The organism is Brevundimonas sp. LM2 (genome assembly GCF_002002865.1).
Lineage (GTDB): Bacteria > Pseudomonadota > Alphaproteobacteria > Caulobacterales > Caulobacteraceae > Brevundimonas.
The window spans coordinates 3,029,292-3,044,802 of sequence record NZ_CP019508.1; the positions used below are offsets into that span (position 1 = coordinate 3,029,292).

General features: G+C 68.4%; 19 protein-coding genes. 8 read left to right on the forward strand and 11 right to left on the reverse strand.

Annotated features, from left to right (window positions below):
* Window positions 1-29: 29 nt before the first annotated feature.
* The 8 genes from BZG35_RS15015 to BZG35_RS15050 form a co-directional block, all read right to left on the reverse strand.
* The gene (locus tag BZG35_RS15015; RefSeq protein ID WP_171981975.1) at window positions 30-554 is read right to left on the reverse strand and encodes a methylated-DNA--[protein]-cysteine S-methyltransferase; all 525 of its coding nucleotides are present in this window, start codon (window positions 552-554) and stop codon (window positions 30-32) included.
* The gene (locus BZG35_RS15020) at window positions 535-1,656 is read right to left on the reverse strand and encodes a bifunctional transcriptional activator/DNA repair enzyme AdaA (protein ID WP_077356814.1); all 1,122 of its coding nucleotides are present in this window, start codon (window positions 1,654-1,656) and stop codon (window positions 535-537) included. Before BZG35_RS15020 ends, BZG35_RS15015 begins: the two co-directional genes overlap by 20 nt.
* 140 nt (window positions 1,657-1,796) lie before the next feature.
* On the reverse strand, window positions 1,797-2,957 hold the full coding sequence (locus BZG35_RS15025; RefSeq protein WP_077356816.1) for a hypothetical protein: 1,161 nt from the start codon (window positions 2,955-2,957) through the stop codon (window positions 1,797-1,799).
* Window positions 2,958-2,982: 25 nt separating this feature from the next.
* The gene (locus BZG35_RS15030) at window positions 2,983-3,282 is read right to left on the reverse strand and encodes a PadR family transcriptional regulator (RefSeq protein ID WP_050762537.1); all 300 of its coding nucleotides are present in this window, start codon (window positions 3,280-3,282) and stop codon (window positions 2,983-2,985) included.
* Window positions 3,283-3,532: 250 nt separating this feature from the next.
* Window positions 3,533-3,742 (reverse strand): helix-turn-helix transcriptional regulator, encoded by a 210-nt coding sequence (locus tag BZG35_RS15035; protein ID WP_077356818.1) that lies wholly within the window; start codon window positions 3,740-3,742, stop codon window positions 3,533-3,535.
* Complete coding sequence (locus BZG35_RS15040; RefSeq protein WP_150126062.1) at window positions 3,735-4,418, reverse strand: hypothetical protein; 684 nt, start codon at window positions 4,416-4,418, stop codon at window positions 3,735-3,737. The genes BZG35_RS15035 and BZG35_RS15040 overlap by 8 nt, the downstream gene beginning before the upstream one ends.
* A 94-nt stretch (window positions 4,419-4,512) precedes the next feature.
* Complete coding sequence (locus BZG35_RS15045) at window positions 4,513-5,301, reverse strand: isocitrate lyase/phosphoenolpyruvate mutase family protein (protein WP_077356822.1); 789 nt, start codon at window positions 5,299-5,301, stop codon at window positions 4,513-4,515.
* 87 nt (window positions 5,302-5,388) lie between these two features.
* Window positions 5,389-5,592 carry a hypothetical protein gene (locus tag BZG35_RS15050; RefSeq protein WP_077356824.1) on the reverse strand — a complete coding sequence of 68 codons (204 nt, stop codon included), beginning with the start codon at window positions 5,590-5,592 and terminating at the stop codon, window positions 5,389-5,391.
* Between the two features lie 96 nt (window positions 5,593-5,688).
* Here BZG35_RS15050 and BZG35_RS15055 point away from each other — a divergent pair, with 96 nt between their 5' ends.
* Window positions 5,689-6,600: a hypothetical protein gene (locus BZG35_RS15055; protein ID WP_077356826.1), complete on the forward strand. Its 912-nt coding sequence runs from the start codon at window positions 5,689-5,691 to the stop codon at window positions 6,598-6,600.
* A gap of 37 nt (window positions 6,601-6,637) precedes the next feature.
* Here BZG35_RS15055 and BZG35_RS15060 read toward each other — a convergent pair whose 3' ends face one another.
* A complete protein-coding gene (locus tag BZG35_RS15060) occupies window positions 6,638-7,387 on the reverse strand; it encodes an extensin family protein (protein WP_077356828.1) in 750 nt (249 codons plus the stop codon).
* Between the two features lie 279 nt (window positions 7,388-7,666).
* On the opposite strand from BZG35_RS15060, the gene uvrB reads away from it, so the two are divergent.
* The 6 genes from uvrB to BZG35_RS15080 all read left to right on the forward strand — a co-directional run bounded on the left by uvrB (window position 7,667) and on the right by BZG35_RS15080 (window position 12,929).
* On the forward strand, window positions 7,667-9,898 hold the full coding sequence (gene uvrB, locus BZG35_RS15065; RefSeq protein ID WP_371454845.1) for an excinuclease ABC subunit UvrB: 2,232 nt from the start codon (window positions 7,667-7,669) through the stop codon (window positions 9,896-9,898).
* Between the two features lie 124 nt (window positions 9,899-10,022).
* Window positions 10,023-10,409: a TIR domain-containing protein gene (locus tag BZG35_RS15070; protein ID WP_077356832.1), complete on the forward strand. Its 387-nt coding sequence runs from the start codon at window positions 10,023-10,025 to the stop codon at window positions 10,407-10,409.
* 6 nt (window positions 10,410-10,415) lie between these two features.
* On the forward strand, window positions 10,416-10,958 hold the full coding sequence (locus BZG35_RS15075) for a hypothetical protein (RefSeq protein ID WP_216351857.1): 543 nt from the start codon (window positions 10,416-10,418) through the stop codon (window positions 10,956-10,958).
* Window positions 10,959-11,044: 86 nt separating this feature from the next.
* Window positions 11,045-11,488: a hypothetical protein gene (locus BZG35_RS17745; protein WP_150126063.1), complete on the forward strand. Its 444-nt coding sequence runs from the start codon at window positions 11,045-11,047 to the stop codon at window positions 11,486-11,488.
* Window positions 11,488-11,961 (forward strand): hypothetical protein, encoded by a 474-nt coding sequence (locus tag BZG35_RS17750; RefSeq protein WP_150126064.1) that lies wholly within the window; start codon window positions 11,488-11,490, stop codon window positions 11,959-11,961. The genes BZG35_RS17745 and BZG35_RS17750 overlap by 1 nt, the downstream gene beginning before the upstream one ends.
* Before the next feature lie 452 nt (window positions 11,962-12,413).
* Window positions 12,414-12,929, forward strand: a complete 516-nt coding sequence (locus BZG35_RS15080) for a hypothetical protein (protein ID WP_077356834.1) — start codon at window positions 12,414-12,416, stop codon at window positions 12,927-12,929.
* A 230-nt stretch (window positions 12,930-13,159) separates the two neighbouring features.
* Here the strand turns inward: BZG35_RS15080 and BZG35_RS15085 are convergent, their stop codons facing one another.
* A complete protein-coding gene (locus BZG35_RS15085; protein ID WP_077356836.1) occupies window positions 13,160-13,699 on the reverse strand; it encodes an FKBP-type peptidyl-prolyl cis-trans isomerase in 540 nt (179 codons plus the stop codon).
* On the reverse strand, window positions 13,680-14,882 hold the full coding sequence (locus tag BZG35_RS15090) for a threonine ammonia-lyase (protein ID WP_077356838.1): 1,203 nt from the start codon (window positions 14,880-14,882) through the stop codon (window positions 13,680-13,682). The genes BZG35_RS15085 and BZG35_RS15090 overlap by 20 nt, the downstream gene beginning before the upstream one ends.
* Window positions 14,883-14,997: 115 nt before the next feature.
* Here BZG35_RS15090 and BZG35_RS15095 point away from each other — a divergent pair, with 115 nt between their 5' ends.
* Complete coding sequence (locus tag BZG35_RS15095) at window positions 14,998-15,501, forward strand: hypothetical protein (protein ID WP_077356840.1); 504 nt, start codon at window positions 14,998-15,000, stop codon at window positions 15,499-15,501.
* The last annotated feature ends 10 nt before the right edge of the window (window positions 15,502-15,511 follow it).

Here is a 15,511-nt window from a genome sequence, read left to right on the forward strand (position 1 = left end):
TTCCCCCGCAAAGCGCGGGGGAAGGCCTGTCAGCCGATCGCCACCCCCTCATGCGCCAGCAGCCAGCGCTTGCGCTCCAGCCCGCCGGCGTAGCCCGTCAGCGTCCCTTTCGCGCCGATCACCCGGTGGCACGGCACGATCAGGGCCACCGGGTTCTGCCCGTTGGCCAACCCCGCCGCCCGCACCGCCCGGGGCGACCCCACCGCCGCCGCCAGCTGGCCATAGCTGCGCGTCTCCCCCGCCGGAATGGCCCGCAGCGCCGCCCAGACCGCCGCCTGGAAGGCCGTCCCCGCCGTCTTGACGACCAGGCCGTCCAGCGCCGTCGCCTCGCCGGCGAAATACCGCTCGACCGCCCCCCGCACCGCCTCCGGAGCCCGCCCCGCGACCAGGGTCGCCCCCGGCGCATGCCGACCCAGCAACCGCATCATGCGCGGCTCGAAATCCACGAAGTCCAGCGCCCGCACCGCGCCGTCCGCATCGGTCACCAGCAGCACCTCGCCCACCGGCGTCGCGATCCGGTCCAGGGTCAGGATCTCAGGCTGCACGTCTGTCATCGTCTTGCTCCATCCGTTCTGCGCCCGCGCTCTTCGCCATGCGAAGATACAGCGCCCCATAGGCCCGCCAGGGCCGCCAGGCTTCCGCCCGCACCGCCAGATCCTCATCCGCCAGCCGATCGCTCGGCGCATCCTCGCCCGCATCCACCCAGTCGCCCGGCAGCCTCAGCCCCGGCCGCGCCGCCACCAGAGGCCGCAACCCCGGATCGACCGACAGGTCCCGCGCGATCGCCTCCGGGTCCGCCGACAGGTCGAACACCCGCCGCACCCGCGCCAGCACCCCCGGCAGGGCCTTCAGGTCCGAGGCCTCGACCGAGACCGCCAGCCGCCCCGGCTTGCCTGGCGTCGCGGTCACGACCCCGGCCGCGCCGTCCACCGCCGGGTCCAGCGCCCGTGACCAGACCCGTCCCTCGACCGTATCCCCTCTGGCCGACAGCGCCGCAAACATCGCGTCCCAGTCATAGGGCGGGCGATAGGCGAGGCTCAGCTTCACCGCCGCCCCCGCCGCCCGCTCCTTGCGCCGACGCAGCTCCGACGGTGCCTGCCCGTACAGGGCCTGGAACGTCTCATTGAACCGCCGCACCGAGCCGAAGCCCGAGCCCAGCGCCACCTGGGCCATCGAAAGGTCGGTCTCCTGAATCAGGGCCTTGGCCAGCAGCACCCGCCGCGTCTGGGCCACGCTGACCGGGGCCGCGCCCAGGTGCTGTTTGAACAGTCTGCGCAGCTGCCGCTCCCCGACCCCCAGCCGCCCGGCCAGGGCATCGACGTCGCCGCCGCCTTCAGAATTGGCGTCCAGCGCCCCCGCTTCGATCAGGCTCAGCGCCCGACTGACGGTGTTGGAGGTGCCCCTCCAGGCCCCCAGATCGGGGGCCGTTTCGGGCCGGCAGCGCAGGCAGGCGCGAAACCCCGCTTCCTCCGCCGCTGCGGCCGTCACTACGAACCGCATGTTCTCCCGGTTCGGCGTCCGCGCCGGGCACACCGGCCGGCAGTAGATCCCCGTGGTCTTCACACAGCCGAAGAACCGCCCGTCGAACCTTGCATCGCGCGTCAGGGCCGCCCGGTAGCAGGCCTCCTGATCCAGTCTGTCGCTCGCGCTTTCCATGTCGGGAGAATGGCCCCCGGCACCGCCGATGTCTCGCGGTTTTCGGACTTCTCCTCCCCACTGGGCGAGGGGGACCGCCGCGCGCTTGCGCGGGGGGGTGGAGGGGGCCCACCCCGGACGCGCTGTCCGGATCAGCCCCCCTAAGCCTCGGCCCGCCCCGCGCGCCACAGGTTGGCGACGATGGTGTACATCAGGCTCACCGCCGAGATCGCCAGGCTCCAGGTGATGATCAGCGACAGCATGGAGGCCACCCCGACCAGGTCGCGATCCCGGTCTCGCAGCTCGCGCAGCCGGTCGACGTCCAGCAGCCCCCAGTCCCCCGCGATCCGCGCCTGCTCGGCCCCGATCGACAGCGTCGCCCAGTGGCCGGCGTCGAAGATGGCCCAGGTCAGCCACAGACCGGCAGCACCCACCACCACCGCCAGCAGCGCCCGCATCCGCGCCGCCTGCGGCCGGATCAGGGTGAACAGATAGACCCCCAGCTGGGCCAGGGCATACATCAGGATCGGCACGAACAGCAGCGTCCAGACGGGGGCCGGCGTCACGGTCACCAGATCGCCGTTGATCCGCATCGTGCCCAGACCCGGGAACGACACCAGCCCCACCCACCACAGGATGAACAGCCCGGTCGCCACCGCCGAGAACGCCGCCTCGCTGACCAGGGACCGGACCGGGGTCAGCCGCGCCCGGCACCCCCTGCGGCCCGCCGCCGGTCGGCCGGCCGCCGCGCGCGCCTGGACCCGCTCCCCGGCGGCCCGCGCCGCCAGGCCCCACGTCGCCGGATCCGACAGGCCGAAGGCCGACAGGTCCTTGACCCGCCAGTCGGTCAGCCATTTCGGCCGGACGCCGTAGTGTTCCATCAGGGCGCCGGTCACGGTCAGAACGCCGACCAGGGTCAGACCCGAGCCGATCACCCCGTTGATCGCCTGGCCGATCGCCTGGTTGGCCCCGTCGCCGCCGCTGACCAGCCGGATGAACAGACCGATCGCCGACAGGGTGACCAGCACCAGCAGCCCCGCCTTCACCCCATACAGCCAGTAGGGAAACAGCTCCGGCCCAATCAGACTGTCCGGCCCCTTCCGATAGCGGGCCGCCACGACCAGCGGATGGCCGATCTCGCGCAGGATGGCCTCGCGCTCGTCGTCGGTCAGCGGCCGGCCCAGGGTCTCCTCGCGCGCCTCGACGCGGCTCAGGATCAGGTCCCTCAGTTCGGCGATGATGTCGTCGCGCTCGTCGACCGGCAGCTGGGCCGCCACGGCCTCCAGATACCGCTCGATCATGTCTTCCGTCTTCGTGCTCATGCCCGGTCCCCTCGCTCCAGCAATGTCAGAGAATCTTGTCGAGCGAGGCGTTGATCGCCCGCCATTCGTCGCCCAGCCGGGCCAGCAGCTGCACGCCCAGGGGCGAGAGCACATAGAAGCGCTTTTTCCGCTTCTCTTCCTCGCGCCATTCGCTGTTCAGCAGGCCCTGGCTCTCCAGCCGACGCAGCAGCGGATAGAGGGTCGATTCCTCCATCTCCAGCCCGTCGGCGGCCAGGGCTTGACGCAGGGTGTAGCCGTACCGCTCGGTCCGCAGACAGGCGAGCACCGCCAGCACCAGCGACCCGCGCCGCAGCTCCAGCCGCATCGTTTCAAACAGGTCGGCGTCGACGGTCACGCGTTCAGCCCTTCACGTCACATAGTGTGTGACGCACAGTGTATGACGCATACTGTGTGAGGGAGTCAAGATGCCTCCCCTTCCGCTCATCTCGGCGAAAGCCGGGACCCAGTTCTTTGTCCAAGCTACCGTGTCCGGCGAGCCGGGATAGATGGCCAGCGCAGTGCCGGTGACAGAACTGGATCCCGGCTTTCGCCGGGATGAGCGGGGGCATGGAGCCTCATTCCACCAGGTAGAACAGCCCCTCCACCGTCGTCCCCAGCGCCCGCGCCAAGGCGAGGGCCAGCACGGTCGAGGGCACGAAGACGCCGTTCTCGACCGTGTTGATCGTCTTGCGCGACACCCCGGCCCGCTCGGCCAGCTCGGCCTGGGTCAGGCCGGCCTCGGTGCGGATCTCCTTCAGGCGCGACCCCAGCCGGGGGTCACCCATCCCGGCCGGCCTCGCGGTCCAGCCAGGCGAAGCGGATGCCCGCCGTCGCCCCGGCCGCCGTCAGCACGAACGGGAGGGCCAGGATCGCCAAACTCGGCCGCCACAGCCCCAGCCCCAGGGCGACCGTACCCCCCGCCATCAGGACCAGGAAGGCCAGGCCCACGGCCCGGGCGCGCAGGACCAGCGTCAACTCGTCCTCCATGAAACGCCGCTCGGTGCGGGACCGGTGGTCCCAGCCCATGGCCACTGCCGCCGCGACCCAGGCATAGAGCACGGGGAGCAGGGCGCTGATCCCGTCGGGCCAGGATCCGTCGCCGCTCAGGATTGCGGTCACCCCCCGCGTGCCCTGGAACAGGAAGGCCGCGCTGGCCAGCGGCAGCAACCACAGCTGCTGGGTCCGTCCGGCCTGCAAGCGCTCGCGGCGCGCGGCGACCGTCTCGCTGTGCCAGCGATGGTCGTTCGGACGAGTCTTCCAGGCGATGATGGCCCCGCCGATGGCCAGGCCCACGCCGATCCCGGCCAGGACCCCCACCTGGGTGGCCGCGTCGGCCGAGCGCGACGGCGCCAGGGCGAACCCCAGCCCGGCGAGGGTCAGGCCCAGTCCGAGGGCCAGCAGGCCGGCGACGAACTTGCGCCGCCGCCCCCGTCCTTCGCGTTCCAGATCCCGTTCGTCCATCGCCATCATCTTCGCCTCCCGATGCATGTCACCTTGGGGTTACATATCACCTATGGGTTACACCGAGTCAAGCGTCTCCCCCTGACCGACCCGCTCAAGGCGTCATCAGAGCGTTCAGCGTTCCATAACCCAACGCCGCCTCCAGCTGAGCTTCCGAGGCCCCATTGTCGAGGAAAGCCCGGTTGAGCCGATCCGTCGTGCCATAGGCCGCCGCCGCGATGTTCGATCCGGCGCTCAGCCGACGCACGCCCAGGGCTTCCAGAGCCCTGGCGTCCGCCAGGCCCGGTCGCGCGAGAAGGTTCAGCGGCAGGCCCAGGCCGACCAGCGCGGTGATCGTCTCCGGCTCCGTCACGCCCGGCATGAACAGCCCGTCCGCTCCCGCCGCCCGGTACATCGCCGCGCGTCGCGCCGCCTCGTCCAGACGCTCCTCGGCGGGACCGATGTCTCTCAGCCACAGGTCACAGCGGGCGTTGATGAAGAGGTCGCCCCCCACAGCCGCCCGCACGGCCGCGATTTTGTCGGCCAGACCCTCCGCCGGATCGGCCCCGTCCTCGATATTGATGCCGACGGCTCCGGTGTCCCGGGTCCGTCGGGCGAAGGCCGCGGCGGCACCGGGGTCGTCAGAGAAACCGCCCTCGATGTCGGCGCTGACCGGCGTGTCACCGGCCGCCCGCACGATCCGCGCCAGAGCCTGCAGCAGCTCGACCTCCGGCGGCCGGCCCCCGTCGGGCCACCCCAAAGCCCAGGCCACCCCCGCGCTGGTCGTCGCCACCGCCCGGGCTCCCGCCGCGACCGACAGGGCCGCAGAGGCCGCGTCCCAGGCGTTCGGAAGGATCAGCAGGCCGGAGGCATGCAGGGCATGAAAGGGGGCGGCGGTGGTCATGACGGGCCTTTCTCGTTCAGGCGACCCTGCCCCGGTCCAGCCCGGGCCGTCTCGCGGGAATCGGACACCGACGCGGCTGCGCGTCCGTTACTTGTGCGTCCAGGGCCGGTTGGCCCCCGGATTGACGCCGGCCGCCTGATCCTTCTGGAACTTGCCGCCGCGTGGGGGCTTGGGCCGCGCGTCCAGCCGCGCCTGTTTCATCCGCAGGGCCTTCTGGGCCGGGGTCTCGCCCGCCGTTGGTCCGGAGCCGGGCGCTGCGTCGGTCGCATCGTCGTTCGCGTCGTGGGTCATGGCCCATCCTAGCACGGCCGGCCCGGCCCCGAAGCAACCTTCACCGCCGCACCCCGTTCTCTCACCGGACAGGGCCAGACCCCGGAGAGACACCCCATGACATCGCTCAAGACCTTCACCGCCCTCGCGGCCGGCACCCTGGCGCTCGCGACCGCCTCGGCCGCACCCGCCCAGACCCCCTACGGCCAGGCCCAGACCTCGGTCCAGACCCAGTCGAGCGGCCAGCAGGTCTTCGGCCAGATCCTGCAGCAGCTGCTGGGTGGCCAGACCACCGGCACGGTCGACGCCGAATGGAGCCGCGGCCGCCGTCCGCTGGCCGCGCAGCAGAGCGCCTTCGACACCCGGCTGGACGCCCAGATCCGCGCCGGCTCCATTCAGTCCTACAGCGGCGATCGCATCCGCGCCGACTATGACGCCCTGGTCCAGCTCGAGGCCTCCTATGCCCGCGACGGCCGGTTCACGACCCAGGAGCGTCAGGACCTGACCACCCGCTACAACGCCTTGACCCTGGCGGTCGAGGACGGCGGCTACGGCGACGACGTCGGCGGCTACCAGTCCGTGGCCGACGGCCGCCGCGCCTTCGAGGCCCGTGTCGACGCCGCCGTCAGCGCCCGCCGCCTCAGCCGCACCGACGCCACCCGCCTGCGCAGCGACTACGCCGCCCTGGTCCAGGTCGAGGCCGGCTATCAGCGCGACGGCCTGACCGCCCGCGAGCGCAGCGATATCGAGACCCGTCTCGACGCCCTGGACGCCCGCGTCGGCGACACCGGCTACGGCAATGGCAACAATGGCGGCAACTACCAGCAGACCCCGCGCGACCGCCTGACCGCGATCGAGCGCGCCGTCTCGTCCCTGTCCCGCACCGAACAGGCCGCCGTCCGCGTCCAGCTCGACGACCTGACCCGGCTCGAGGCCGCCTACGGCCGCTACAGCGCCACCGCCGACGACCGCGCCTACCTCGACCGCCGCCTCGGCGAGCTCGAGGCCCAGGCCCGCGTCCGCCGCTAAGGCTTGAGGGCCCTTTCCCACCGGAGAGGGCCCCACACTACCGGCACAGCCGCCCCCGCTCGGCCTCCAGGTGCAGGTGGTCGAAATGGACCGCGTTGTAGTCGGGGCTCAGCACCGTGCCGAACACCTGGCAGCCCTCGTCGCGGATGCGGCGCAGGAACCGGGCCTCGGGCGTGTCGCCGGCCCAGTCGCGCGTCACCGTGATCCTGCGCCCGTCGCGCAGCCGCACGCCCGAGAAGTCCAGCGCCGCCGCCCGCGAATGGGCGCTGGCCCGCGCCGTGCTGCCCGCGTCGGTGCGCACCCCCCGGCAGGCATAGACCCCCATATGGTCGATCTGGACCACGTCGGAGCCCAGGATCTCGCGCGCCGCCGGCTCGACCGACTGCCGCCGCCAGACGCTGACCGCCGCCGCCAGGGCGCAGGTCATGGTCACGTCCGAGGGCGCCATCCGCGCCGTGGTGCCGTAGTCTGCCCCCAGCACCCCCGCGTCGGTCAGGCCGCAGGTCTCCGAATTCACCCGGTCGGGCGTGGGCGAGAACGTCACCCGCGCCGCGTCCAGCTCGGCCACGCACTGGCCCAGACTGGCCGTCGCCCGCCCCAGCCGCGCGAAGGTGCCCCCCTCGATGGGGGCGTCGATCACGCCCCCACCGGATGCCACGGCGGCGCGCGGCCCCGCCGCCCCCGGCGCCGGAGCGTAGGGGCGCGGACCATTGCCCGGCGCGTCGGGGATCAGCCGCCCGCACCCGGACAGCAGCAGGCTAACCGCCAGGAGGGTGAGGATCCGCATGCCGCCTGATGCCACGATTCTGGGTCAGCCCTGTGACCACGCCCCTCCACAGGTCTGACCGTGGGATGGCAGCATCCTCCGCCCCTCCCCGCGCGTTGACTGGCGACAGCCCCTTCCCCGCACTAAGTTCCGTTCATGAACCGTTCCTCGACCCCCAAGGGCTCGGCCCCCGTCATCCAGAAGCCGGTGCACATCCCGAACAAGGGCGTGGCCGAGGCTCCGACGGCCTTCGTCCGCGACGGTGCGCCCCCGATGCCGAAAGCGTCGAAGAACCTCCCCATGTTCGCCCCCGTCACCGGGCCGCGCCTGACGCCGGAGGAGGCCCCCACCGGCCCCGGCGACTGGGTCCCGCACCGTCCCGACCGTCCGGCCAAGAGCCTGAAGGGCCGCGCCCGCCACCCCTTCCGCCTGGAGACCAGCTACACCCCCGCCGGCGACCAGCCCGCCGCCATCGCCGAACTGGTGTCCCAGGCCCAGGCGGGCGACCGCGACCAGGTGCTGCTGGGCGTCACCGGCTCGGGCAAGACCTTCACCATGGCCAAGGTCATCGAGGCGACCCAGCGCCCGGCCCTGATCCTGGCCCCCAACAAGACCCTCGCCGCCCAGCTCTACAGCGAGTTCAAGTCTTTCTTCCCGGACAACGCGGTCGAATATTTCGTCAGCTACTACGACTACTACCAGCCCGAAGCCTACGTCCCCCGCACCGACACCTACATCGAGAAGGACAGCTCCATAAACGAGCAGATCGACCGGATGCGCCACTCGGCGACGCGGTCGATCCTGGAGCGGGACGACGTCATCGTCGTCGCCTCGGTCAGCTGCATCTACGGCATCGGCTCGGTCGAGACCTATACGGCCATGACCTTCGACCTGAAGATCGGCGACCAGATCGACGAGTCCAAGCTCCGCGCCGACCTCATCGCCCTGCAGTACAAGCGCAACGACGTCCATTTCGACCGCGGCATGTTCAGGAAGCGCGGCGACACCGTCGAGATCTTCCCGGTGCACCAGGAGGACCGCGCCTGGCGCGTCTCCCTGTTCGGCGACGAGATCGAATCCATCGCCGAGTTCGACCCCCTGACCGGCAAGAAGACCGCCGACCTGGCCGAGATCACCGTCTATGCCGCCAGCCACTACGTCACCCCCCGCCCGACGCTCAACCAGGCGCTCGGCGGCATCAAGGCCGAGCTGAAGGAGACGCTCGACTGGATGGTCGAGAACGGGAAACTGCTGGAGGCCCAGCGGCTGGAACAGCGCGTGCGCTTCGACCTGGAGATGATGGAGGCCACCGGCTCCTGCGCCGGCATCGAGAACTATTCCCGCTGGCTGACCGGCCGCAGCCCCGGCGAGCCCCCGCCCACCTTCTTCGAATACATCCCCGACAACGCCCTGCTGTTCGTCGACGAGAGCCACGTCACCGTGGGCCAGATCAACGGCATGTTCCGGGGCGACTACCGCCGCAAATCCACATTGGCCGAATACGGCTTCCGCCTGCCTTCCTGCATCGACAACCGCCCGCTCAAGTTCGACGAATGGGAGGCCATGCGGCCCCAGACGGTCCACGTCAGCGCCACCCCCGGCCCGTGGGAGATGGAACAGACCGGCGGCGTCTTCGTCGAACAGGTCATCCGCCCCACCGGCCTGATCGACCCCCCGGTCGAGATCCGCCCGGTCAGCGGCCAGACCCGCAACCAGGTCGACGACGTCATCGACGAGGTCAAGGCCGTCGCCCGCGCCGGCTACCGCTCCCTGGTCACCGTCCTGACCAAGAAGATGGCCGAGGACCTGACCGAATACATGCACGAACAGGGCGTCCGCGTGCGCTACATGCACTCCGACGTCGACACCATGGAGCGGATCGAGATCATCCGCGACCTGCGCCTGGGCACCTTCGACGTCCTGATCGGCATCAACCTGTTGCGCGAGGGGCTCGACATCCCCGAGTGCGGCCTGGTCGCCATCCTCGACGCGGACAAGGAGGGCTTCCTCCGCTCCGAGACCTCCCTGATCCAGACCATCGGCCGCGCGGCCCGCAACGTCGACGGCCGCGTCATCCTCTATGCCGACCGGATCACCGGCTCGATGGAGCGCGCCATGGCCGAGACCGAGCGCCGCCGCGAACGCCAGACCGCCTACAACCTCGAACACGGCATCACGCCCGAGAGCGTCAAGCGCGACATCAAGGAGATCCTGAACAGCCCCTATGAGAAGGACCGCGTCCTGATCCCCACGACCGGCGTGAAGGAGGACGCCCGCGCCTTCATCGGCAACAATTTCCAGGCCACGCTGAAGGACCTCGAAGGCAAGATGCGCGAGGCCGCCTCCAACCTCGAGTTCGAGGAGGCCGGCCGGCTCCGGGACGAGATCAAGAAGCTGAAACTGCTGGACCTGGAGTTCGCCAACGAGATCATGACCGGGGCGGGCGAGGCGGTGGACAAGGCGGCCCCGAAGAAGTGGCGCGCCGAGGCGGCGGTGGAGAAGGCGGAGGCGTTTCGGAAGGGGCGGTTGTAGGGGGAGCGAGATTGCGATCGTAACACGGCGATATGAGCGCCAAACCTCCTCTAGATCACATCGCCCGTGCTTGCTTTGTTGGCTTGAAATAGCCATGGTTACTCAACCATAGGAGGAGACAAGCGTGGCTAAAAATCACCGGATTTTCATCGCATTCGCAATCGAAGACAAATGGGCTCGTGACTATCTCGTTGGCCAAGCGCTGAACGCCAAGAGTTCGTTCTCATTCACGGATATGTCGGTGAAAGAACCGTGGGATGAGAAATGGAAAACACAATGTCGCGCGCGGATAAAAGACTGCGATGGAGTTATCGCGCTGGTTAGCAAGAATACGGCGAAGGCAACAGGTCAGCTTTGGGAAATTGAAGCGGCAAACCAAGAAGGCGTTCGGACGATAGGCATCTACACAACTGTTGATGATCGCCCTGCCGCGCTTCCTACTGCCCTCGCTGGGCTTTCTGTAAAGGCATGGACCTGGGATAATATCAGCACGTTCCTTTCGAAGCTGTAGCCGCTGATGGCGATGAAACTACCGGTCTTCGTGAGCACCCCGAAGAGCTACCTACAGGCTCAAGAGGATTTTCTGACCGACGTCGAGCGCTCACTGTCCGATCGCGGGTTGGAGCCCGTGACCCTCGGTCGGTCGGAATATGACATCAACGCGCCGCTTGAAGCCGTTCGTCGCCTAATGAATGCCTGCTGCGGACTGATATGCATCGGCCTGCGACGAACGTATCTTGCTGACGGCACAGACCGCCCAGCCTCCGATATCGGCGAAGCTGCAAAGTCGCGCAATGGCACTTGGTTGAGCAGCCCCTACTGTCAGATTGAGCCAGCAATGGCTTATCAAATTGGCCTGCCCATACTTCTTTGGAGAGAGAAGGGGGTTATTGATGACGGCATTTTTGACCGTGGCGCAGTCGGCCTTTCGATGCCGGAATTTGACCTTTCGAAGCCGCCAAATCTGACGGATCAGCCATGGAAGCAGCCACTGGATTTGTGGGCTGATGACGTACGTTCGGTGCACCGGAAGCGTGGCAACGCCTTAAAATTATGGTAGCTATACCAACCAAACAGCCCCCCAAGAGTGTTGAGGCTAAGAAAGCCCAACCCTCTGAATTATCGAAGATTGAACTATATAAGCTTATGGTCGAAATGGCGGACCGCGTCAGCCAGAGACGCCAGGTTGCCAACAGTTTTTATCTAACTTTGAACACCCTAATATTCGGCAGCACCGCCTACGTACGCACTTCTGATGTTCCCGCGCCGACGGTATTTGCTCTCTCTACAGCCGGAATACTAGCCTCCCTCCTGTGGTCAGCCGGCATATCGAGCTACAAGACGCTAAATACTGCAAAGTTTTCTGTGATTCACGACATGGAGAATGAACTGCACTTCCAACCGTTCGCACAAGAGTGGAAGAGACTTGATCCTGATCAGGACGGCATTCGACACAAGCCTTTTCATATCACCGAGGCGGCAGTACCTCGAATATTCGTAGCGTTGTACCTCTTCCAGCTTGTTTTGGCCGTCGATTGGAAACCCGCCTCAGCTTGGATCATGGATAATGCCGCAAGGGTCTGTATGTGATGAAACTCGGGGTCAGCGGTCATCAAGAACGGGATGGGATCGATTGGCGCTGGACCGCCGACGCGTTAGGTTCATTGATCCGTCGTTTGCATGATGTATCGGCGGGATATTCATCGCTAGCCATTGGAACAGATCAGTTATTTGCAGAAGTCATAATTAATTCCGGCATAGAACACGTTGCTGTTGTTCCCTTTTCGAGTTACAGAGATAAGTTTTCAATAGGGTTGGATCGAGATCGTTACGATCGTCTCATTTCTTCATCAACAGTATTAAATCTAGATCTCAGCTTTGAAGAATCTGAGGCATTCTTGCGCGCTGGGAAGTGGATAGTGGATGAGGTCGATCATCTGGTGGCTGTTTGGGACGGCGAACCTGCTGAAGGGGCCGGGGGAACGGCAGACGTCGTAAGGTATGCAATTCAACGGAGAGTGCCTCTCTCGATCATTGACCCCATCTCGCTAACGACATCCTGACTGGTTGCCACTAGCGAGAGAGCAATAGCCGCGCGTCACATTGGAGGCGTTTCGGTTGAGGACGCGGTTCGGCTGCGCCCGGCTGGTGTTCATCTCCACAGAGATGGCAACGCGTTTCTTCCCTTTCGTCATTCCGGGCGCAGGGAGCGAAGCGACCGAAGACCCGGAACAAGGCGGCGCGCGAGAGCGCGAACCTGTCGCGGACACCGCTGCTGATCCATCGCCTTCGCTTCGCTCCGGCGCCGCCCTGTTCCGGGTCTCCGGCGCAAGCGCGCCTCCGCCCGGAATGACGAAAGGAAGGGGACCTGCTACCCCCATCCACCGTCAAACTGTCCGCGCTCGCCCCGAATTCCCCCGTCCTTTCAAGACCCGTCCGCAAAGACACCCCGTCCAACCCACCACGCCCCGCCCATGGCTTACACTCCTCCCCTTTTCATCACGGAGGACGGAGCATGACCGAGGGATCGCAGCGGGGGGTGGCGGCGCCCCAGGCGGTGTGGGCGCAGGTGCGCGAGGACTATCTGGCCGGGCGGTCGGCCAGCGAATGCTGCCGCCTCCACGGGGTCGGGCTGAGCGCCCTGCGGGGGCGGGCGGCGCGCGAGGGGTGGCGGCGGGCGGACCAGCCCTGGACCCCGCCGGCCCGGCTGGACCCCTGGGACGAGGGGGTGGCGCTGGAGGAGTCGATCGGCGGCGACCTCGACCGGGTCGAGCTCGGGTCCCTGGCCTTCGTCGCCCACCGGCGGATGATGCGGGCGGTGCTGCGCGGCGACGCGATGGAGGCCCTGCGCTGGCGCCGCGTGCGCCTGGTCATGGACGCGGAGGCGGCGGAGATCCTGGAAGCGATCGAACGCGACGAGGCGGAGGACTGGCACCGCGAACAGGCGGGGCAGCGCGAGGCGAACAGGTCGGACGGGTCGGACGGGTCGGACGGTGTTTTTTCAGACCGCGCGCCCGACGGTCAGGGATGAGCCCCGCCCGGACCGACGGCCCGGACCGCAGGTCCCTCCATCGCCCCGGACGCGGCCTTGACGGCCAGGGGGTTCATCACAAAGGACACGAAGGGATCACGAAGGACACCAAGGGGCCGGGCCGGCCGACCCATCGACGCTCCCGTCGTGCCCTTTGTGGCCCCTTGGTGCGCTTTGTGATGAACCCCCTCGCCCACCCCGACAAAGCCAGTAAAACGGGCCTGCGGCCCCTAGCCCGTCGCCAGCCCCACGCCGCGTCCGCCGCCCGGCACCGGGGCCACGTCCAGCAGCTTGACCCGGAACACCAGCACCGAATTCGGCGGGATATTCCCCTGCCCCTGGGCGCCGTAGCCCAGCTCCGGCGGCAGGTAGAGCATCCACTCGTCGCCGGCCTTCATCAGCTGCAGCGCCTCGATCCAGCCGGGCACCACCTCGTCGACGTGGGTGGCGAAGGGGACGCCCTTGGCGAAGGAGCTGTCGAACACCGTGCCGTCGGTCAGGCTGCCCTCATAGTCGACCCGGACCAGGTCGTTGCGGTCGGGGCTGGGGGCGCCGGACGGGCCGCTGTTGAGCACCTTGTACTGCAGGCCGCTGGCCGTGGTGCGCACGCCCTCGGCCCGGGCGTTGGAGGTGAGGAAGAAGGTCGCCGCCTCGGCATTGGCCGCGGCGTCCGCGCCGGTCGTGGCGGCGTCGCGCCCGCAGGCGGCCAGGCCCAGGCTGGTCGACAGCACCGCCGTCAGAACGAAAGGCCTAACCCATCCGAAGCGCATAACCCTGGTCCTTCAATGCCTGTCCGATCTCGTCGGCGTGGGCGCTATCGCGCGTTTCGACCATGATGTCGAACTCCGCCCCCTTGGCCGGCACATCGAGCGCCAGCCGGTTGTGGACCACGTCGATGATGTTGCCGCCGACGTCCCCGATCACCGCCGCCATGGCCGATAGGATGCCCGGCCGGTCGTCCGACAGGATGCGATAGACGATCAACCTCCGTTCACGGACCATCTCGCGATTGAGGACCACCGCCAGCATCCGGGCATCGATATTGCCGCCGCACAGGACCAGCCCGACCTTCATCCCTTTGAACCGCTCCGGCGCGGCCAGCAGGGCCGCCAGACCCCCGGCCCCGGCTCCCTCGGCCACCGTCTTCTCCAGGGTGGCGAACATCGAGACGGCGCGTTCGAAATCCTCCTCGGCGCAGACCACCACGTCCTCGACCAGGGGGTCGGCGAGGGCGAAGGGGATGTCCCCCACGGCCTTGATGGCGATACCCTCGGCGATGGTCGACCCGCCGCAGACCGGCGGCAGGCCCGCCCGCCGGGCGCTGAACGAGGGGTACATGGCCGCCTCGACGCCGAAGACGCGGATGTCGGGCTTCATCGCCTTGGCCGCGATCGCGCAGCCGGCGATCAGCCCGCCGCCGCCGATGGGGATGATCAGGGCGTCCAGGTCCGGGGCGTCCTCCAGGAACTCGATCGCGCAGACCCCCTGGCCCGCCACGATGCCCGCGTCGTCGAAGGCTGAGATGAAGACGAAGCCCTCGGTGTCCCTCAGCCGGTGGGCTTCTTCCGTCGAGGCGGTGAAGTCCAGGCCGTGGATGACCACCTCGGCCCCGTGGCCCCGGGTCCCGTCCACCTTGGTGAAGGGCGTGCCCTCGGGCATGACGATGGTCACCGGGATGCCCAGCCGCCCGCCGTGATAGGCCAGGGCCTGGGCGTGGTTGCCCGCGCTGGCCGCCACCACGCCGCGCCGGCGCTCCTCGGGCGTCAGGGACAGCAGCCGGTTCAGGGCGCCACGCTCCTTGAACGAGCCGGTGAAATGCAGGTTGTCGAACTTGACCCAGACCTCGGCCCCGGTGGCCTGGGACAGGCGGCGGGAGTGGCGGACGGGGGTGCGGTCGACCTGGCCGGCGATCCGGGCCTGGGCCGCCCGGATGTCTTCGAATGTGACGCTCATGGGCTCTTGTGGCGCAGGGCGCCGGGCGTCGCAACCTTGACCTTATGGGTGCGTTAGGGGTCTTGTGGCGGTCGCCTGTCGGGCGCCGCGCGTCCGTGTCAGGGGAACCAGGTCCATGTCCGTCCGAATGCTCGCCGTCCTATCCGCCGCCGCCGCCCTCGCCGCCTGCGCCCCGACCGTGGGCGCGACCGCGGGCAACTACGCCGCGCCCGCCCCCTTCAGCGTGTCGGACTTCGCCTGGTCGGCCCGCACCGGCACCGCCGCCATCGACGGCCGCGTCGCCTTCGGCCGCGACGGCCAGAGCTTCGACTGCACCGGCTCGGTCGCCCTGACGCCGGACACCCCCTACACCCGCCAGCGGTTCCGCACCCTGTACGGCTCGACCGAACAGGCGGCCATCCCCGAGGCGGTCGTCCGCGCCCGGACGGTGTCCGATCCCAACGCCGACTACCGCTCCTATGTCCGGTCGCAGACCTGCCAGGACGGCCGCTTCCGCTTCTCCGACCTGCCCGCCGGCGGCTGGTTCCTGATCACCCCCGTCAGCGCGGGCGGCGAGCGCGTCATCCTGATGCGCCACGTCGTCACCCGGTCCGGCGCGGTCGCCAACGTCACCCTGTAAGCGTCCCCTT